18 protein-coding genes are annotated in these 19,585 nt (G+C 62.0%); 1 reads left to right on the top strand and 17 read right to left on the bottom strand.

What is annotated here, in order from left to right:
- Window positions 1–23 precede the first annotated feature (23 nt).
- The gene (locus EJD88_RS22730) at window positions 24–590 is read left to right on the top strand and encodes a toluene tolerance protein (protein ID WP_178116973.1); all 567 of its coding nucleotides are present in this window, start codon (window positions 24–26) and stop codon (window positions 588–590) included.
- On the opposite strand, the gene EJD88_RS22725 is transcribed toward EJD88_RS22730, so the two are convergent.
- From EJD88_RS22725 to waaC, 17 genes are all read right to left on the bottom strand, one after another.
- Entirely contained in the window at window positions 579–1,676 is a 1,098-nt protein-coding gene (locus tag EJD88_RS22725) for a glycosyltransferase (protein WP_158879096.1), read from the bottom strand. The two genes, EJD88_RS22730 and EJD88_RS22725, sit on opposite strands and share 12 nt — an antisense overlap.
- Before the next feature lie 47 nt (window positions 1,677–1,723).
- On the bottom strand, window positions 1,724–2,680 hold the full coding sequence (locus EJD88_RS22720) for a glycosyltransferase (RefSeq protein ID WP_158879095.1): 957 nt from the start codon (window positions 2,678–2,680) through the stop codon (window positions 1,724–1,726).
- A gap of 11 nt (window positions 2,681–2,691) precedes the next feature.
- Window positions 2,692–4,089: a PIG-L deacetylase family protein gene (locus EJD88_RS22715; protein WP_158879094.1), complete on the bottom strand. Its 1,398-nt coding sequence runs from the start codon at window positions 4,087–4,089 to the stop codon at window positions 2,692–2,694.
- Entirely contained in the window at window positions 4,086–4,982 is an 897-nt protein-coding gene (locus tag EJD88_RS22710; protein WP_158879093.1) for an antimicrobial resistance protein Mig-14, read from the bottom strand. Before EJD88_RS22710 ends, EJD88_RS22715 begins: the two co-directional genes overlap by 4 nt.
- Window positions 4,982–6,112 carry a glycosyltransferase gene (locus EJD88_RS22705; protein WP_158879092.1) on the bottom strand — a complete coding sequence of 377 codons (1,131 nt, stop codon included), beginning with the start codon at window positions 6,110–6,112 and terminating at the stop codon, window positions 4,982–4,984. The genes EJD88_RS22710 and EJD88_RS22705 overlap by 1 nt, the downstream gene beginning before the upstream one ends.
- Window positions 6,096–7,853: a carbamoyltransferase gene (locus EJD88_RS22700; protein WP_099583718.1), complete on the bottom strand. Its 1,758-nt coding sequence runs from the start codon at window positions 7,851–7,853 to the stop codon at window positions 6,096–6,098. Before EJD88_RS22700 ends, EJD88_RS22705 begins: the two co-directional genes overlap by 17 nt.
- Before the next feature lie 166 nt (window positions 7,854–8,019).
- Window positions 8,020–8,946 (bottom strand): ABC transporter permease, encoded by a 927-nt coding sequence (locus EJD88_RS22695; RefSeq protein WP_158879091.1) that lies wholly within the window; start codon window positions 8,944–8,946, stop codon window positions 8,020–8,022.
- Window positions 8,943–9,893 (bottom strand): ABC transporter permease, encoded by a 951-nt coding sequence (locus EJD88_RS22690; protein ID WP_158879090.1) that lies wholly within the window; start codon window positions 9,891–9,893, stop codon window positions 8,943–8,945. Before EJD88_RS22690 ends, EJD88_RS22695 begins: the two co-directional genes overlap by 4 nt.
- Entirely contained in the window at window positions 9,886–11,409 is a 1,524-nt protein-coding gene (locus EJD88_RS22685; RefSeq protein WP_158879089.1) for a sugar ABC transporter ATP-binding protein, read from the bottom strand. Before EJD88_RS22685 ends, EJD88_RS22690 begins: the two co-directional genes overlap by 8 nt.
- Window positions 11,409–12,395: a sugar ABC transporter substrate-binding protein gene (locus tag EJD88_RS22680; protein ID WP_158879088.1), complete on the bottom strand. Its 987-nt coding sequence runs from the start codon at window positions 12,393–12,395 to the stop codon at window positions 11,409–11,411. Before EJD88_RS22680 ends, EJD88_RS22685 begins: the two co-directional genes overlap by 1 nt.
- A gap of 310 nt (window positions 12,396–12,705) precedes the next feature.
- Window positions 12,706–13,584, bottom strand: coding sequence for a DUF3800 domain-containing protein (locus tag EJD88_RS22675; protein WP_158879087.1), 879 nt, complete (start codon window positions 13,582–13,584; stop codon window positions 12,706–12,708).
- 72 nt (window positions 13,585–13,656) lie between these two features.
- Window positions 13,657–15,114 (bottom strand): lipopolysaccharide kinase InaA family protein, encoded by a 1,458-nt coding sequence (locus EJD88_RS22670; RefSeq protein ID WP_158879086.1) that lies wholly within the window; start codon window positions 15,112–15,114, stop codon window positions 13,657–13,659.
- The gene (locus EJD88_RS22665; protein ID WP_158879085.1) at window positions 15,114–15,866 is read right to left on the bottom strand and encodes a lipopolysaccharide kinase InaA family protein; all 753 of its coding nucleotides are present in this window, start codon (window positions 15,864–15,866) and stop codon (window positions 15,114–15,116) included. Before EJD88_RS22665 ends, EJD88_RS22670 begins: the two co-directional genes overlap by 1 nt.
- A complete protein-coding gene (locus EJD88_RS22660; protein ID WP_158879084.1) occupies window positions 15,863–16,597 on the bottom strand; it encodes a lipopolysaccharide kinase InaA family protein in 735 nt (244 codons plus the stop codon). The genes EJD88_RS22665 and EJD88_RS22660 overlap by 4 nt, the downstream gene beginning before the upstream one ends.
- Window positions 16,597–17,403, bottom strand: coding sequence for a lipopolysaccharide core heptose(I) kinase RfaP (gene rfaP / locus EJD88_RS22655; RefSeq protein ID WP_158879083.1), 807 nt, complete (start codon window positions 17,401–17,403; stop codon window positions 16,597–16,599). Before rfaP ends, EJD88_RS22660 begins: the two co-directional genes overlap by 1 nt.
- Window positions 17,400–18,524: a glycosyltransferase family 4 protein gene (locus tag EJD88_RS22650; protein ID WP_158879082.1), complete on the bottom strand. Its 1,125-nt coding sequence runs from the start codon at window positions 18,522–18,524 to the stop codon at window positions 17,400–17,402. Before EJD88_RS22650 ends, rfaP begins: the two co-directional genes overlap by 4 nt.
- Window positions 18,524–19,585 (bottom strand): lipopolysaccharide heptosyltransferase I, encoded by a 1,062-nt coding sequence (waaC, locus tag EJD88_RS22645; protein WP_099583729.1) that lies wholly within the window; start codon window positions 19,583–19,585, stop codon window positions 18,524–18,526. The genes EJD88_RS22650 and waaC overlap by 1 nt, the downstream gene beginning before the upstream one ends.

Below are 19,585 nucleotides of genomic sequence, written 5' to 3'. Positions count from 1 at the left end.
TCCCCCAGGCCGATTTAACCGCGATGATTGAAGGTGCCAAAATCCTGGAGGAGGACAGCTACGGCCCCAAAGTCTACCTGCTGACCGACGGGAATATCCTCAAACTGTTTCGCCGCAAACGCCTGTTCTCCTCTGCGTTGTTTCGCCCGTACTCCAAGCGGTTTATCGACAATGTGGCGCAACTGCAGCAGCGTGGTATCCCCACCTTGAGCGTACTCGCGTTCTTTCAACTGACGGCGCCCGGCATGACTGCCGTGCTGTACCGTCCGTTGCCGGGCGAGACGCTGCGCCAGATCTCCAACCGCGAAGGCTTTGATTGGCAAGCGAACCTCGACCCGCTGGTGGCCCTTATTCGTCGCCTGCATGACGCGGGCATTTACTTCCGTTCGTTACATTTGGGCAATATTGTCGTCACACCCGACAATGAAATGGGCCTGATCGACGTGGCCGATATGCGCTTCCTGCGCGCGCCGTTGAACCCGGAACTGGCTCGGCGCAACCTGCAACACTTCGCACGTTATATTGCGCGTGAGAACCTGAACGAACGCTTTCCAATGCAAGCACTGGAGCACGCCCTGCTAGCGGCATGAAAACAGCCGCCGGGTGGTTTCAGTGAAATCACTCCAGGCTTGCTCCGGCGCCAGTGCCCGCGACTGAGCCTCGACGACCTCCTCAGCGGAACTCGCGAGCGCACGCGTCAGGAGGTCACTCCAGGACGCGGCATCGTCTGCAGGCGCGTACCAACCGCAATCCCCCAACTGCTCGCGGAACACCGCCAACTCGCTGGTCAACACGGGCACGCCGGCCATCACCGCCTCTTGCACGATCAGCCCCAAGCCCTCTTCCTTCGAAGGAATGGCCACCCAGTCAAACGCCCGATAAAGGCTCGCCGCCTCGGGCAGATGCCCCGGCAAGGACACTTTTTCGCGCACGCCAAGCGCCTCGATACGCGCCTCAAGCCCAGGTCTCGCTGGCCCTTCGCCGATAATCACCAGGCGCGCATCCGGCTGATCAGCCGTCGCAGTAGCAAAGGCGTCCACCAAGCAGGCAAACCCCTTGCCATCGACCAGTCGACCGACCGCACCTATCGCCGGCGCGGCCTCTAACGACAGGCCCAGGCGGGAGCGAGCCTGTTCACGGGAAAGCACCGCAGCACGAAAAACCACAGGGTCGAAAGCACTGCGCAGCACAACCACAGGTCGCTTGAGGTCACGCTCCAGCGAACCGGCGAGGGTCTGCGACACTGCCGTCACCGTGAGTTGCGATGCAGGAAACGAGTCGAACAACTGTTGATCCGCACCGCGCAAACGCGTCACACCATGGAAAATCACCACGGCGCGCACATGCGGCAAGTGCTTGAGCACGGGCAAGAACACACGGGCGACGCCGATCCCGTCAAGGAGCACCACCTGCAGATCGTCGGGCAAGGCCTTGCGAAAGCGTGCATGCATCCACGGCATCAACCACTTCCACAGGTGCCGGCCCTTGAGCTTTGCAGAAGACAGATTCCACTCCACAGCACGCTCGGCCAGGCCATCGCTGCCGGCCGCACTGCCTTGAAGCAGCCAGTGGTGAACGGGAGCGCCGCTGTCGGTATGGGACAGTATCTGCTGATGCACCTTCTGCACCGAGGCAAATGCAGAACCACCGGCCCACATGATGTTGAGAATGCTCATCGAAAAAACCTTATGCGGTGTGGGTGTGGCTCTTTGTGCTTCGCGGATCAAACACCGAGTTTCAGGCGCAACCGCTCCAGCCAGTTCAACGGCGCACGAGGCCGCAAGGGCGGCTGGAGTTCTTCGACAATACGCTGGCCGATGCGCGCAAAGCTGAACTGGCTGACGGCAAGCTCTTGCCCGTTGCGCGCGATTTCTGCCGCCAGTTGCGGGTCGGCGCGCAGCTGCGAGAGCTTTTCCTGCAACTGTGGAATGTCCTTGTAGAACACCACATTGACCATGTCCTTGAACCCAAGGGCTTCGTTTTCCGCAGCCCCTTGGTCAAACGCCAGCAGCACACAGCCACAGGCCATGGCCTCGAAGTTCTTGATCATGTACTCGCCCATGCCCACATCGGCACTGACGAAAAAGCGAATTCGGTTAAGCGTCGCGCAGTATTCCTCACCCGATTTGGTGCGGGTGACCACCAGCGGCTCAACGCGGGCCAACTCATCAAGCAGCGCCTTACGGCCGCTATAGGCCACGCTGTTGGTGCTGCCGACAAATGCCAGCTCGATGTCGCGCTCCAGCCCCTGGTGCTGCAACAAGGCCTGGTCGTAGCCTTTGGGCACGAACACCGCATCAAAGCCTTCGGCACGCAAGCGCTCGGCCACGCTGTAGCCGGAGCTGATCACGCGCGCCCACGGCAAGCGGCGGTAGTGCGCACTGAACTTGCCGGTGTATTTGCAGGGGATGTAGTTCTGGTAGGCGTCGTGTTCGAGGATCACCAGGTTCGGGATCGTACGGATAAACCCGGCCTGGCGGATTTCCTGCTTGAAGCGCAGGAAGAAGACGATGCGGTCATAGCGGGTCACGTCGACTTCGCGCTTGAAGTAACCGCGCAGGTTGCGCTGCTCATCGCTGCTCAGCCAGCGGGTATCACACTCGCAGTGCTCGGCAATGCCTTCGTACAAGCGATCCAGAATCGCGCGCTGTTCTTTCTGTACCAGAAACAAAACTTTCATGACCTTTCCTTTCACAAACGCCAGAACAACTCATGCCGTCGTACGGCCTTGCGGAAAAACTCGTTCTCGCCATAAGGCGACCGCGCACGGCCCGCCAGCACCCGCTGGAGCCAGCGGCGCACCCGACGCTTGAACGGCGGTGCGGGTTGCAGGTCATGCATCATGCCAAGCGCCATGGCTTTGTCGCGCTGCTGCGCCAACGACAGCGGCAAGCTACATGGGCGCAGCTCAAGCGTGTCGTCGAACAGCGGCGGCAAGGCAATCCCGGCGCCCGCGTCACCCATGGGCCAGCGGTCGTTGTCATGCAGATGGTTGGCGTAGCCCAGGATAATGGTCGGTTGCCATTCCAAGCCTTGCAACGCCTCGACCACCGCCTGCTGCGCGCAAATATGGTCTGGGTGCGGGTCGAGCACCGGATGCGGCAACACGATCACTTCGGGACGCGCCGTCAGCAGCAACTGGCGCAGATCGGCCAACAGGTTGTTCCAGGTCGGCAGGCCGTCGACATCCGCCGGTAACGGGAACGGATTGAACTGGCGAAACAGGCGGATATCCGACAGCTGCGCTTCGCGCGAAGCCACTGGCTGATCAGGCGTCGCGCGCATCGCCGGCAATTGCAGGCAGAAGTAGCCCAACTGCACGCAATGGGCCTGCGGCACACCCGCCCAAAGCGGCACGGCGATGCTATCCCAGGCGCGCAGGCGGCCTTTGATGCGCGAGGCGTCGACCGGGTCCAGGCCCATTTGCTGATAATGCTCGGCTTCGATTTCACCGGCCGTGAGGGTTACGATCCATGGTTTTTCAGCCTGGCTATACAAGCCAAAAGCAGCCAGCTCGGCGTCATCGGCATGGGGCGCGATGACCATCACCCGCTGCTCTGAATAATCCGGATCGACCCAGGCCCACAACCGGGGCGCGCCGTGCAAGGTGCAAAAATGCCCGCGCAGACGCAGCTCACCTGCCGCCAGGGCAGGCGCCAGGCCACTGAGGTTGAGATAACGAACCCCGTTCACACCACGCTCGAAAACCTGTCGATCAGCGCCGTCAGCGCCCGAAATCTCAATACCCGGATCCAGAAAACGCCCCAGCCAACTGCTCTTGACCTTGATGGCCAACACCAGGGTCGCATCGGCTTGCAGGGGCGAATCAACCCGCAGTTGCGCGCCTTCGAGGCGCACTCCCGCCACCTCGGCATCCGCCGAGAACCGGTATTGATAGTCTTCGCCGGGAGCATAAAACAGATGGTCGGCAAACCAGGCCTCATGGGCGACCCAGGCCAGCACGCCGAGTAACAACGGCAACCACCAGGCGACCCAGACGCCGATCAGCACCAGCAGCAACAGGCCGATCAGCAGGGCAACCCGCTTGTTGCGCCGATGACGCTTGAGCAATTGCTGTTTGCGGGTCATACGGTCAGCACCGGCACAGGGTTACACCAACGGTCTTTGTACTCGCGGTCGGCACGCCCGAAGGAAAAGCGCAGCGGCTTGCCGACTTCTCGGGCCTGCTCCCAGGCGCTCTGGGTGTTGAGGAAACTCAGGACGCTGCCCGGGCTGAACGCACGGGTCTCAGGGTCGACACCGCCGTTGACGTACTCCACGCTGATCCACTCGGGCGACTCGACGCGGTACACCAACTGGACCGCGATGGGCGCATCGTTGAGGAAAATCACCGAGCCAATCAGCCACTCGCGCAGCAGCTCGATCACTTCAGCCATGCGCTCGGCACCGGTGGCGACAAACCCCCAGCGGCGCAGGAACAGATCGCAGTAGATCGCGGCCAGTTCCTGGCTGGAAAACTCACTGACCGGGCGCACGACACCACCCGCCTCTTCGAGCAAACGCAGTTCGCGGCGCTGGTTGTAGCGGAATTTCTTCGACAGTTCTTCCGGGGTGCGGGCCATAGCCAACTGTTCGGCCTGAGGCTTGAGGCCGCTGAAACGGCCTTCGTTCAGGGCCGACAGGTAGCGCGCGCGGTGGCGCAACGGCGCCTGGGCATTCGCGGCGGCGGGCAGGATCAATTCGGCGTTGCCCAAGTCAAACAGGCCTTTCTTGCCTTTTTGCTTGAGTACGTCCTTGGACAACGCCAGGTCGCGGCCCCAGGTGGCGATGCACGCCTGCGTTTCACCGCCCTGCTCCCAGGCCAGGTAGCGCACCGGAATATCGGCCAGCCCGGCCAGGCGCTCGATCACTTGGGGATGCGTCGCGACGCTGCCGCCAAAACGTTGCCAGGCTTCGCTATAGGCAGGCGCGTCGACGACGGACCAGCCTCGCTCGCGCCAGCCTTGGAATCGATTGAGCATCAGGCCCCCGCGGTCAGTTCAATAACGTGCGGCAATTGCCAGAAGGTATCGCGTACCGCCTGATCCGAGAAATGCGTGCGCAGGCGTTCCAGCATCATCTCGGCGCACTGCCGTTGCTGGTGGTGATCCATCGCGGCCAAATGGCGCAACCCCTGGGCGAGGTGTTCAGCGTCGCCGAAGGGGAACAGAATACCAACGCCTTCGACCACTTCCTTCGCACCGCCACAGGCCGTGGCCAGCAACGGTACACCGGCCGCCATGGCTTCCAGCAGCACCATGCCGAACGGTTCGTGATCGGAGCTCAGGGCAAACACGTCGAACGCACGGAAATACCGGCGTGCATCCGGCACCTGGCCGAGAAACAGCACCTGCTGGGCAACCCCCAGCTCGTGCGCCAGGTCCTTGAGGCTTTGCTCCAGGCGGCCGCTGCCGAGAATCGCCAAACGGCTCTGGGCCGGCAAGTGCGGCAACGCCAGGGCAAAGCCCTTGAGCAGCGTGGCCTGGTCTTTGTCCGCGTGCAGGCGGCCGACATTGCCGACCACCCATTCATCCGGCGACAAGCCCAGGGCATCGCGTGCCTCATCGGCCGGCACCTGAATGGCCTGCAACGCGTCGACGTCGATACGGTTGTACAAGGTCTGGATACGCGCTGCGGGCCAGCCCGGCAGACTGCGGCGCAGGTCGTCACGCACGGCGTCGGAAACCCCCAGCAAACTCAGGCGCTTGCGGAAGAACCCGGCGAACAGTGAGCGGCTTTGACGCTGATAATCACCAAAGGCGTGATGCACGCCGATCACCGGCAGCCGCGTACCGAGCAAGGCGATGTAGGTCGGCTTGAAGCGGTGCGCGATACAAAAGCTGAAGTTGCGCGACGCGGCGATCTTGCGCAGTTCACGGATCGCACCCAGCTTCAGGCCGCGAACGGCCCTGGAGCTGAATTCCATGAACAACACTTCGTCCGACGCACACTCGGCAGCCACCTGCGGATCGGCGACCCCGGTGAGAAACACCGTGGTCACCTTGTAGCCGGAGCCAGCGAACAGGCTCGCGTACTGCCGCGCGCAATCCAGGAACGGCCCGTAGTAGCCGTGGCAGAACTGCAGGACGTGGCGATCAGCCGAGCGCGTCATAAGGGTCCACGCCGTCTTTGACGACCAGGATGTCTTCCATGATCAGGTATTGCAGGTCGGAGCCGAAGAACATGTCCAGCGCGTCCTTCGGCGAGCAGATCATCGCTTCGCCACGACGGTTGAGCGAGGTGTTCAGGGACACGCCGTTGCCGGTCAGCACTTCGAGCTCTTTCATCATGTCGTAGTAGCGCGGGTTGTACTCGCGCTTGAGCACCTGGGCGCGGGAGGTGCCATCTTCATGGACTACTTCCGGCACGCGGGTTTTCCACTCTTCCGAGACTTCAAAGGTGAAGGTCATGAACGGCGCCGGGTGATCGACCTTGATCATCTGCGGGGCCACGGTGTCGAGCATCGACGGGCAGAAAGGCCTCCAGCGCTCGCGGAACTTGATCTGGTGGTTGATACGGTCAGCCACGCCGGTAGCACTTGGGCAACCGATGATCGAACGACCGCCCAACGCACGCGGGCCAAACTCCATGCGGCCCTGGAACCAGGCTACCGGGTTGCCGTCGACCATGATCTTGGCAATGCGCTGGGGCATGTTGTCGATCTTGCGCCACACCGGCTTGCTCTCGTGCTTGGCACACGCCGCAATTACGTCTTCGTTGCTGTAGGACGGGCCGAGGTAGACGTGTTCCATCTTCTCCACCGGCACACCGCGGGCGTGGGACACGTAGGCGGCGGCGCCAACTGCCGTACCGGCATCGCCGGACGCCGGCTGCACAAACAACTCTTTCACGTCGTCGCGGGCAATGATCTTCTGGTTCAGCTTGACGTTCAGCGCACAGCCGCCGGCGAAGGCCAGCTTGCCGGTGTCCTTGAGAATGTCGCCCAGGTAATGGTCAATCATCTGCAAGGCCAGTTTTTCGAACAGCGCTTGCATGCTCGCGGCGTAGTGGATGTAAGGTTCGTCAGCGATGTCGCCTTCGCGCTTGGGACCCAGCCACTCGATCAGTTTTGGCGAGAAGTAGAAGCCCTTGCCCTTCTCTTTATACCGGCGCAGGCCGATGACGTTGGCGTAGTCGGTATTGATCACCAACTCGCCGTTCTCAAAGGAGGCCAGGCGCGAGAAGTCGTATTTGCTGGCATCGCCGTACGGTGCCATGCCCATGACCTTGAACTCACCGTCGAGCATCTCGAAGCCGAGGAACTCGGTGATCGCGCCATACAGGCCGCCGAGGGAATCCGGATCGTAGAATTCCTTGATCTTGTGGATCTTGCCGTTTTCACCGTAGCCGAAGAACGTGGTGGCGTATTCACCCTTGCCGTCGATCCCCAGGATCGCGGTTTTTTCTTGAAAACCAGAGCAGTGGTAAGCGCTGGAAGCGTGGGCCAGGTGGTGTTCAACCGGTTCGATCTTGATTTTCTTCGGATCGAAGCCCAGTTGCTCCAGGCACCAGACGATCTTGTTGCGATAGCGCTTGTAGCGACGGTTGCCCATCAGGATCGCGTCAAGTGCGCGGTCCGGGGCGTACCAGTACCGCTTGGCATAGTGCCAGCGCGCCTCGCCGAACAGGCTGATCGGGGCGAACGGAATCGCTACCACGTCAACATCGGAAGGCTTGATACCGGCCTGTTCCAGGCAGAACTTCGCCGATTCGTAGGGCATGCGGTTCTTTGCATGTTTGTCGCGTACGAAACGCTCTTCTTCGGCGGCCGCGATCAGCTTGCCGTCGATATACAAGGCTGCGGAAGGATCATGGCTAAGGGCGCCGGACAGGCCAAGAATCGTCAATGCCACAGGGGTCTAGCCTCTTTTAGTCTGCATGCAGGCGGGTGGCGCCTGAAAAAAGTGTGCTTCCTGCCTGGGCAGGAAACAGCTAAAGGGCGGGATTATAGCGTAAAAGCAGCAGGAAGCTGTTAGCGACGAGCGGTTAGCGGAGCTCGACCACCCTGCTGAGCGCCGGTTAGTTGCGCTCCAACATTCGCCGACTGGCAAAACTGAAGCTCAGCACGATAAAGATCAGCACGCCGGTCGCCACTTGCTGCCAGTAGAAGTTCCAGCCGATCAACAGCAGGCCGTTGGCGATGACGTTGATAAACAGCACGCCCAGCAGCGTTCCTGGAATGTTCGCCCGACCCTGCCGGCTCAAGGTGGTGCCGATAAAGACCGCGCCGATGGCATTGAGCAAAAAGGCATTGCCCGACAACGGCACGTAGGCGCTGACCGTCGAACTGAGCAACACCCCCGCCACCCCGCAGGCCAGGGCAGTCGCCAGGGCCACGACGCTGACAATCCGCTGCACCGACAACCCTGAGTAATACGCCAGCAGCGGCTGGGTGCCTTGGGCCAGGAGTTCACGACCCAGGCGTCCGCGTGCCAACGCCAAGCCGTAGAACAACGCCAGCCCCAGCACGATCAGCAAGGGCGCAAGGCCGCTCAGTTCCGGCTTCAACCCCTGGCTGATGTAGATAGGCTGGCCGCCGTCCGAGAGCAATTGCTGGGCGCTGGTGCCGATAAACAGTGTGCCCAAGGTGGCAAGAAATGGACTGATCCGCAGCCCGGCGATCAACCCGGCATTCAGCACGCCGACCAACAGCGCCGCGATCAACGCACCGGTCGCGGCAACGGCCCAGCCATGCCCGCCATTGAGCAGCACCACAAAACTGAAACTGGCGAAATCCAGCGCAGTGCCCACCGACAGGTCGATGCCACCCGCCGCCACCGCGTACGTCATGCCGATGGCAACAATGGCCAGCAGTACAAAGTTATTCAGCACCAGGCTTTTCAGGTTGCCACCGCTCAGGAAGCCCGGTGCCTGAACAGCAAACACCAGCACGATCACCGCAAATACCAGCGGCAATGTCAGCGGCAGCAAGGCGCGCGGGTTCATGAGCCGGCTCCGCGATTCAATGCGCTGGACGCGGCTACCACCAGCAGGATCAGCACACCTTGCACACCGTTGACCCAGAAGTTCGACAGGTTGAGCAACTGAAAGCCGTTGATCAGAAAACCGATCAGCAACGCCGCCAACAACGTCCCAGGAATACTTGCCACCAGCCGGCGGGAAAACACCACGCCGAGAAAGGCAATCGCCACCACCGACAGCAGCATGTCGCCGGAGCCCGTAGTGCTGCCGCTGAAAAACGCCGCCGAACACAACGCAGCCACCCCGGTGCACAGGCCCGACAGCGCATAACTCGACACCCCATAAGCGCGCACGCGAATGCCCGCCGCCTGCGCCGCCTGGGGATATTCACCCACCGCGTGCAGGCGCAGGCCGTAGGCCGAATGCTGGATTAACAAGGTCAGCAACCCCGCCGTCAGCAGCAACACCCAGGCCAGGGCGGGCACCGCCAGCCAACTGCCGCCGCTGAGCACGTCCAGCAGCGGTGAGTCAGTGGAAACCACGGTATTTTCCGTCAGCACCAACTCCAGCCCCGCCAGCACATTCATGCTCGCCAGGGTGGCCAGCAGCGGCGGCAGGCGCAGCAGCACCACGGCCAAGCCATTGAACAGGCCGACTGCCAGGCCACAGCCCAAGGTCAACAGCAGGGTGAGCCCCAGCTCCAGCCCGGCATTGTTAAGGCGGCTGAACACCGCTGCGCACAGCCCCAGATTGGCCGCCAGCGACAGGTCGAGCCCACCGGCCAGCACATTCGAGCCGCCGCCGATAATCACGCAGGTCAGCCCGAAGGCCAACACGCCGAGAATCGCCGATTGACTGAACACATTGGCCAGGTTGCCCGGCGACACAAACCCCGGCGCCGCCAGGGCAAACCCCAGCAGAATCACCAGGAATACGCCCGCCGAACCCCGGCGCAGTATGACCTCAAGCATGCTCGACCTCCCTCGCCCGCACAGCTGCCGTGGGCACGGCGCCCGTTGCACAGGCGAGCAACTGATCGCTGTCGACCTCCCCCGCACGGAACTCACCGGCAATCTCGCCGCGATGCAGCACCAGGATCCGATCACTGATCCCCAGCAATTCCGGCAAGTCCGATGACAGCACCAACACCGCTGCGCCCTCTTCCACCAGGCGCCCAATCAGCCGATAGATTTCCACCTTGGCGCCCACATCCACGCCCACACAGGGCTCGTCCAGCAAGTACACCGCCGAGCGACGGCTGAGCCATTTACCCAAGGCAACCTTCTGCTGGTTACCGCCGCTCAACTGGCTGACGGCGGCGTCAGGCCCCGGCGTCTTGATCGCCAGTTCCTCAATCAAGCGCGCAGTTTCCGCCTGCTCGTTGCCCCGGTTCAGCAAGCCCCAGCGGCTGAAGCGCGCGAGCCCCGCCAGCGTGAGGTTTTCCAGCACCGACAGCAGCGGCGAGATGCCTTGGCTACGCCGCTCCTCCGGCACCAGCGCAATGCCGTCGGCAATCGCCTGGCCGGGTGACCGCAGGCGCAGCAAGCGCCCGTCCAGATGCACACTGCCGCTGTCGGCCCGCTCGACGCCGAACAGTGTCTTGAACAATTCCTTGGCGCCGGAGCCGACCAGCCCGGTGAGGCCAACGATTTCACCGCGCCGCACCTGCAGGTCAATCTGCCGATAACGCCGCGCCAGACTCAGCCCGCGCACCTGCAACAGCGGCGCGCCCAACTCGACCCTGGCCTTGGGGTACATCTCCTGCACGTCGCGGTTGACCATCAGCCGCGCAATCTCTGCGCTGGACGTGTGCCGTGGCTGCACCACCGCCACATCCCGACCGTTGCGCAGCACCGTGACGTCGTCGCACAGGCTGTCGATTTCCTGCAGGTAATGAGAGATGTAGAGGATCGAAAGCCCTTGGTCGCGCAGGCGCTTGACGATGCGCAGCAGCTGGTCGACCTCGCGCTTGACCAGCGCCACGCTGGGCTCGTCGAACACCAGGATCTTCGGTTGGCGAATCAGCGCCCGGGTGATTTGCAGCACCTGGCGCTCGGCGCTGTTCAATTCGCCCACCAAGGCGCCGGGAGGCAGTTGCAGGTCAAAGTATTCCGCCAACAGACGCTGCGCCTCATGCTGCTGCCGCCGCCGATCCACAAACGGCCCCCGGCGCAACTCATGCCCGAAATACAGCGCTTCGCCCACGGTAAAACTGGCGGGCAGCAGGCGCTCCTGATGGATGAACTGCACGCCCAATGCGTCCACCTTGCGCGGCGACAGCGTTGCATAGGCCTGGCCGTCGATGCTCACCTGCCCCGCGTCGGCCGTATGGATACCGGCCAGGATCTTGATCAAGGTCGACTTGCCCGCGCCGTTCTCGCCCACCAGCCCATGGATGCTGCCGCGCTCGACCTTGAGGCTCGCATCATCCAGCGCCTGGGTAGCGCCAAAGCGCTTGCGCAGGTGTTGCAGGTGCAAGGCGGCCATCAGTCACCCCGCAGCTGTTGAACCTGCGCCAGGTTGCCGGCGGTGGTCAGCAAGGTGACGACAAGGGTTTCCTTGGGCAGATCACGTTGCCCGGCCAGGTAGCGCGCCACATTCTGCACGGCCGTCTTGCCGATCAACGCCGGTTGCTGCGCGACTACCGCACCCACCGGCGAGTTCGCCTGGCCGAGCAGCGCCAGGACCTCGGGGGTGCCGTCGACGCCATAGGTCTTGATCTCGGTGCGCCTGGCATCGATCAACGCCTTGCTCGCGCCCAGTTGCGGAATATCCCAGGCCGACCAGATCGCCGAAACACTGCCCTGCGGGTATTTGTTGAGCAACGCCGACACCTGGGAGTAGGCGTCCTGCACGGTATTGGGGATCACATCACGCAGCTCAGGCTGGATGATTTCCAGCTGCGGGTAGTCCTTGAGCGCCAGCTTCAACTGGTCATAACGAATCGCACACACCGGCACACCATAGAAACCATTGAACACCAGGATCTTGCCCTTGCCGCCGGCGTCCTTGATCAGTTGATCAGCCAGGGCCTTGCCGGTGGCGACGTTGTCGGACGTGGTGTTGTTGAGGCTGTACTGCGACGGCGCATCGATGGTGAACAGCGGAATCCCGGCCTTGCTGATGCGCTTGAGCCACGGGTCGATCACGCTGAGGGTGCCGAGGGTCTGGATCACCGCGTCGGGCTTCTGGGTAACCACGGTTTGCAGCTGGGTCACCAGATTCTTGTCATTGCGCCCAGCGTCGAGAGTGATCGGCGTACCGCCCAGGCGCTTGATTTCATCCACCTGGGCCTGGAACGCCTTGATATCGAAATAGTGACTGGTGCCAGTCATGCTCACCGCAATGCGCTTACCGGCCAGGGACGGCACGGCGTCATCGCCTTCGCCAGCCTGGACGACGGCGGCGTGACCCAGCAGCACAACGGCGCCGAGGCAGATCAGACGGGAAAGCGAGGAAAGACTCAAAGGCATACAAGGCTCCGCGTGCGGCTGGTGAAAGGGTTCACCAGGAGGCATTGCAGAGGCCGTGCCAGGGTTTTTATCCTTTAAAACCAATAGGCTGAAAAATTTGAGTGAAAGCAGACTGTCGCTCTCAGCTAGGAAATGTCCGATAGCTGTTGCTCAGGCAACAGCTATCTACAGTGAGCGTGTCAGTTGACTGAACAGGATCATGGCCTGGCGACTACTCAGCTACCCCGCGTTGACACTCAAAAATCGCAAGCATAGAATCTGCCGCAAATGGACTGGGGGATCCCGGTCGGCGTTATAGCCTCGGTGAGTTTCACCGGGGCTTTTCGCTTTCTGCGGCAGGGAAAATTTTAAGCCCCCAGTTTTCAAACCCCTCGCCCACCCTGCTCCGCCCCCCGCTGCAGTAAAACTTGCGCTTAAGCACGTCAAAGGCTCGATTTTCCTGGCCCGGCCGTAAAACGTTCATGCCGACGGGTCGGGCAACAAGGTCCGCAAGCTGCAATCCTGTCGAATTGACCTGCTTGGTCGCAAACACCACATCAAACGGCAAGCGGATGCCCAGACGATTGGCTCCGTCACACATCCGACGAAACTCCAATTCAAGCTCGTTATCTTCTTTACGACCCCGACGCTCGAAAATCACATGCGTCAACGCACTCTGCTGATTTTTCTCTTGTAAAAACTCGTAGAGTGTTTCGAGACAGAAGCCCAATGCCAGATGGTAAGGGTTGTGTATTGGACCTTGCTGCTCGCGAAGAGTGGCTTTATCAATCACACAACTGATCAAGACGAAATTGCTCGACTCGATGATGCTGGTCAGCTCTTCAAGAAAAAGATGTTTGTGCTGGCGAGAGGCGAACATGCTGGAGAACGCGCCTTTTTCCTTGCGAATTTCCAGTTCATGCAAGCCTACAAGATCATGCCCCATATGATTGAACTTGAACTTCTGAAGCGCCGGGATGACCTTTTCACAGTAGTGCCGCTTATGGAAAACACAGAAAGCCAAAACAAACATGGGGTAGTTGACATCGAGTGTCTGCATCCCGTGATCGCCGCTTTCATCCACATACACTATGAAATCACTGAACGGCCCGTTGGGTGGTGTCGCTGCCGCCACTTCTGCAGCGCACTCAGCTTCACTTTCACTTTCAAAGAGCAAAAACTGTGGGGAGGTTGGTTTTCCATCAGCCATGGGATGTTAAATCCTGGATATATGCGCGTTTTTGGAGGCGTCCATCTACGCGCATAGTGCCCTCCCGCTCAGCTACAGAGGGCCACCAGTCAGAATCTCTTTGGGCAGTCGCTGATCAATCAGTTTGTACAGCGCGCTTTCCTGCGGCCAGTTACGCATAAACCGCGCGCGATCCCTGGCGAAGGCCGGGGCGAAGCTGGCAGCGGAGTTGTGTTGGCGCATGGCATCGAGGTCGATGAGGGCCCAGCGGTCTTCGTGCCAGAACAGGTTATGGCCCTTGAAATCGCCATGGCTGATGCGTTCGCGGATCAGTTCGGCAAACAGTTTATCCAGCGCCACCAGCTCATTTTCCGGTGCGTCACCTTGCTCGATGTAAGGCGCGAAGCGCTCGATGATGTCCGGGCCGGGCAAGTATTCGGTGATCAGGTAGGCACGGCTGCGCAGCCATAAAAAGCGCTTTTCCAACACCGCCAGTGGCTTGGGCGTAGCGATCCCGAGGAACGCCAGGCGGTTGCCTTCGCGCCAGGAATGCCAGGCGCGGCTCGGGCGCCAGAAGCGCTTGAGCCAGTGGGCGAACCCCTTGATGTTGTAGCGCTTGATCACCAGCGGGCGACCGGCCACTTCTACCTTGGCCACGCTCGCAGCACCACCGGTCTTGTACAGGTGGCCCTGGTCGAGCAGCGCATCGGCCTGTTCCAGCACCGGCAGCATCGCGGACTCTTCTTCGCGACGCATCGCGCGCAGGCCAAAGGCGCCTCGCTCCACGCTGAATAACGTGCATTCGCGGCCCACCTTGCTCAAAAAGTCTTTCAAGCGCCAGGCGCTGACCTTGCGCACCTGTTTTTCCAGGGCTTGCAGCGGCAAGGCGTGTTCGCCGTTGCTCAGCAGGTAATACACCAGCAGCTCTTCGGTAAACGGCTCAAGGCTTTTCGGCAACTGGGCGAAAAACACGCCCAGGTTCTCCAGCACGCGGTTCCGCGACAACGGCTTGCCGGCCTCTTCGACGCGGATACCGGCGCCGTCGATCAGGTACAACTTGCCGCTTTGACGCAGCAGGTTGTCCAAGTGCAGATCTTCCTGCCACAACCCTTTGGCATGCATTTGCGCAATCGCGCCCAGCGCTTCGGCAAGCACGGCGGTTTGTTCGTCGGCCAACGGTGGCAGGCCTTCAACGGCATGCCAGGCATCGGCCAGGCTTTCGGCGCCTTCGATAAATTCGAATAACAGCCAGCCGCCCTCGCCTTCCTGCAGGCCATCGGCGAGCAACAACGGTGTAGTCAGGCCCTGTTGGGCCAGCAGGCGTACGCCAGCCAGTTCACGCTGAAAGTGCCGAGCGGCCTTGCCGCCCACCAATAACTTGGCCAGCACCGGGCGCCCGCGCCACACGGCTGCGCCCACGTAACGCTCGCCAGGCAACACGCGCAACAGGCTCAGCAGTTGCAGTTGGCCGGGGCCTGCCGCATCCGCGAGGTCAAGGGTCAGGGGCAAGCTCGGTGTGCGGCCGGCGCTTTTCAGTTCGGACAGGCGCATCAGCGGTTCTCCTTGTGGCTACGCCGGGCCGTCAGGCGTTGCAGCCAGGTGGCGACCAGTGCGCTGTCTTCAGGCTGATCGAGATACGCCGCCAACAGTTGGCGCACCTGCGCGTCCGACCACTGCGGTGCACGGCGCAGCAATGGCTCCAGGTCCTTGACCCGATCACGCCAGCCGAACAGCAGCGGGCGGGTTTTCTCCAGGTCGATCAACTGCGCGGCGTAACCGTCGCCGGTCGCCTGCAGGAAAATATGCTTGGGGTAAAAGCAGCCATGCACCTGGCCGACGCTGTGCAACCGGCGCGCCAGTTGGCCGCACGCCAGCAGGATCGCGTGGTGCTGGGCGTCGCTCAGTTGCAGCCACTGCTCCAGCAATGAATCCAGGTCATTCCAGCCGTCGAGGGCACGGGTCAGCAGCATTGCACGGTGTTCACCGGCGACTTTGCGCTCGCCGTAAAACGCCGCCTGCAACGCCGGGATACCCAGCGCGCGGTAACGGCTGATATTGCGAAATTCGCGGGAGAAACTCGGCTCGCCCAACGGTCGGTGCAAGCTGCGCGTAAGGTAGTTGCTCTGGCGCTTGAGGTAATACCCGTGGCCATCGAGCTCCAGGCGAAACACGCTGCTCCAGCCGCCACGGTTGGTGTTGGGCTCATCCACCGCGTCCAGTTGCTTGGCCCACAGCGCGTCGAATGTCGCGAGGCCGTGGCGCTCCAGCAAGGCACGGTCTTCAGCCGCCAGGAAATCACTCATTCGCGTCCCTCGAAAAACTTCACTACGTGGCGGATCCGCCGCTTGTCCGAATCGCTCAGGTGCCGACACCCACGGTACTGCATGTAGAAACGCAGGCGCTGGGTGGCCGACAGGTGATACTTGGCCACCTTGTCCAGGCAGGCCAGGTCTTTGGTGATGCGGTACTTGAGCCAGAAACCGCGCCAGAAATCGCCGTTGGGGCAGTCGATCAGGTACAGGGTCTGCTGGTCGTCGATCAGCAGGTTGCGCCATTTCAAATCGTTATGGGTAAAGCGCTGGTCGTGCATCGTGCGCGTGTATTCGGCGAGCTGGCGGCTGACGACATCGACCCATTTGGGGTCGCGCAGGCGCGCATCTTGGCGCTCGGCCAGCACCGAAAGGTCTTCGGTATTGGGCAGCTCACGCGTGATCATCGCGCCACGGTCGTAGGCCAGGCCATTGCGCTCCAGGCCCCACGCGACCACATCGGCGGTGGGAATCCCCCACTTGGCGAAGCGCTTGAGGTTCTGCCATTCGGACTTGACCCGCGGCTTGCCCAGATAGCGCCGCAGGCCCTTGCCGGCACCGGTGTAGCGCTTGACGTAGTAATTGACGCCACCGCGCTGCACCCGGATCACTTCCGACAACGGGTCGCGGGTCAGCCGCTCACCTTGCAGGGCGAACACCGCTTCGAGGCTTCCAAAATCATCCGCCAGGGCGGCATAGGCAGGTTCCAGGTTCCAACCCGCCATCAGATCGCATCCCCGTAGCGTTGCTTGCGTGCGTAAAGCTTGTCGGCCTTGCGCTGCATCAGGCTCAGGGACGCCGATTGCTCGGTCAGGATCTGGCGCAGCGGCTGGCGGAAATAGCCCTTGAGGAAGCGCAACTTGTCGCGCCGGGTCAGGCCGATGTCCAACGCCGAGTAGTACAACGCGGACAGGTCCTTGTCGCGCCAGCGCAGCGGCAGATGGGCACGCATCTGGGCGCGGTGCAGGTCGATCACCGAGAGCTTGATGTCACGTGGGTCGATCGGCTTGGACGTGTCCAGCAGGAAGTGGCACAGGTAGCAGTCGCGATGGTTCACGCCGCCCCGGTGCATGTCGCCGACCATGCGCGCCAGCTCGGCGGTGAGCGCATGGCGCAAGGCCGGTGTTGGCGGCTCGGCGATCCAGTCGAGGGTCACGTCTTCGAGGCTGAGGGTCGGCGCCAGTTCTTCGGTGATGATGAACGAGTGCTGGTCCGCCGGGTTACTGCCTTTTTCGCCGAAGGCCACGCCGGTCATGGTCGGTACGCCGATCTCCTGCAAGCGGTGGATGGCATCCCATTCCAGGCCCGCGCCCAGTACCGGCAGCTTGGCGGTGATCAGGTTCTTGAAGATTTCCGCCCAACCGATGCCCCGGTGGATTTTCACGAAATACGGCCGGCCATCCACCACCGTGCGCAACGTGCGACGCGCAGCCAGTTCACGGAATACCTGGCCTTCGAGCTTCTCGACTTCGGCGAAGGCATCACGCCCGGCCCATAACGTCTTGAACGGTTCGGCAAGAATCAACTTCATCGTTTTGGCTCCGCCAGAATCACATCCGCAGCGTGCTGCGGCATGCTATAGAGGTCGGCCGTCTCGGCGAAGGCCAACCCATTGCGGCCCCAGGCCGCGCGCTGTGCAGAATCGGTCAACATCCGCGCCAGGTACTGGTTGAGCTGAGCCTGCTCGAACGGCTCATCCAGCACCAGGCCACTGTCGGCTTCGGCGATGTAGTGGGCATAGCCACACACGGCAGAAACCAGCACCGGCAACCCGGCCACCACGGCTTCGAGCAACACGGTGCCGGTGTTTTCGTTGTACGCCGGATGGATCAGCAGGTCGGCGCCCAGCAGGAAGCGCGGAATATCGCTGCGGCCCTTGAGGAACTGCACATTGTCGCCCAGCCCCAAGGTAGCGCTTTGCAGCTGGAAGACTTTGGGGTCGTCCTGACCGATGACAAACAGGCGCGTGCGTTTCTTCAGCTCAGGCGGCAACGCGGCCAAGGCCTTGAGGCTGCGGTCGACGCCCTTGGTCTTGAAGCCGGAGCCGATCTGCACCAGCAACAGGTCGTCATCGCCAAGGTTGAATTCCTGGCGAAACCCTGCGCGGATTTCGGCCGCATTCGGCGGCGCGCGACGGTCCTGGGCAATCCCCGGCGGCAGCAGATGGAAGCGCTCCAGCGGGGTGTCGTAATGCTTGATGAACAGCGGCTGCTGCACTTCGGAGATCATCAGGACTTGCGTCTTGGCATCCTTGGCAAACACCGCACGCTCGTACTCGGCGAAGTGCTTGTAACGGCCAAAGCTGCGGTACAGCGAATGACGCAGGTTTTGCGCCTTGTCTTCGAAGCAGCCGTCGGCGGCGTAGTAAACGTCCAGGCCGGGCATCTTGTTGAAACCGATCAGGCGGTCCACGGGGCGCTTGGCCAGATCGGCCTCCATCCACGCACTGAGCTTCTCGTTGCGCTTATGGTTGAAGAACGCCTTGACCGGCGCCACCAGCACTTCGAAGCCGGGCGGGATGTCGCCTTCCCAGATCAGCGTGTAGACCCGAATCTGATGGCCGCGCTGCTGGCACTCCAGGGCGATGCGCATGAAGTCGCGCTGCAGGCCACCGAAGGGGAAGTATTTGTACAGAACAAAAGCCAGTTGCATCAGTGCAGCTCCTCAGCCAATAACAACGTGCTCAGCCGGCTTGCCACACGCTCAGGGTTCAGGCGCGTGAAGCACAGGGGCGACTCGCGCTTGATGTCGAACCGACGCAGGTCGTCGGCCGTGGGTTGATAAGTACATTGCTTTTGCAGGCACGGCGCGCACGACCAGTCGCTGCCGAGGTGAATCTGGCCCTTGCCGTAGGCGCCAGTCAGGCCGGGGTTGGTGGGGCCGAACAGGGAAATGGTCGGCACGTCCAACGCGGCAGCCAGGTGGCCGAGCCCCGTGTCCACCGCCACGCAGGCACGGGCGCCGGCCAAGACACGGGCGACGCCAGCCAGATTGAGCTTGGGCAGCACTTCGGCGTTGTTCAGGCCTTGGGCCAAACGCTCGGCGCGGGCTTTTTCGGCGGCGTTGCCCCATGGCAGCTTCACGTCCACGCCCAGGCGGCCCATGCGCTCGGCCAGCTCGCGCCAATAGGCTTCGGGCCAGTGCTTGGTGTCCCAGGTGGTGCCGTGCAGCAGCAGCACGAAGGGTTTTTTCGGCGGCAGGCCGAGCAGTTTTTCGGTGCTCAAGCCGTAATCGCCCAGGCCTTTGGGCAGGTCATAGCCCAGCGCCACGGCGAACAGCTGCCGCAGGCGCTCAACCGCGTGTTGCCCGCGGGCCACGGCCAGACGCCGCGAATAGAAGCGCGCCGCGATGGGTTCACGGGCAGAGTGCTTGTCGAAGCCCGCTACCGGCGCACGCACATAGCGGGTCAGCCAGGCACTTTTGAGCAGGCCTTGGGCGTCGATCACCAGGTCGTATTTGGTCGACTGGATCTGCTGCTTGAAACGCCGCCACTCACCGCTCTTGAGGGTCTGCCAGAGGTTCTTGCGCCAGCGGCGGATGGCCACCGGGATCACTTTGTCCACCGCCGGGTGCCAGGTGGGGATCTCGGCAAAGCCTTCTTCCACTACCCAGTCGAATCGAATGCCGGGGATCGCCCGCGCCGCGTCGGTGAGTGCCGGCAGCGCATGAATCACGTCGCCCAGGGATGAGGTCTTGATTACCAGTACCCGCAA

It is taken from the genome of Pseudomonas sp. PB105, assembly GCF_009764655.1.
Taxonomy (GTDB): Bacteria; Pseudomonadota; Gammaproteobacteria; order Pseudomonadales; family Pseudomonadaceae; genus Aquipseudomonas; species Aquipseudomonas cyclaminis.
The sequence above is the reverse complement of the archived record's forward strand: the minus strand, read 5'-3'. Positions and strand labels throughout refer to the sequence as shown.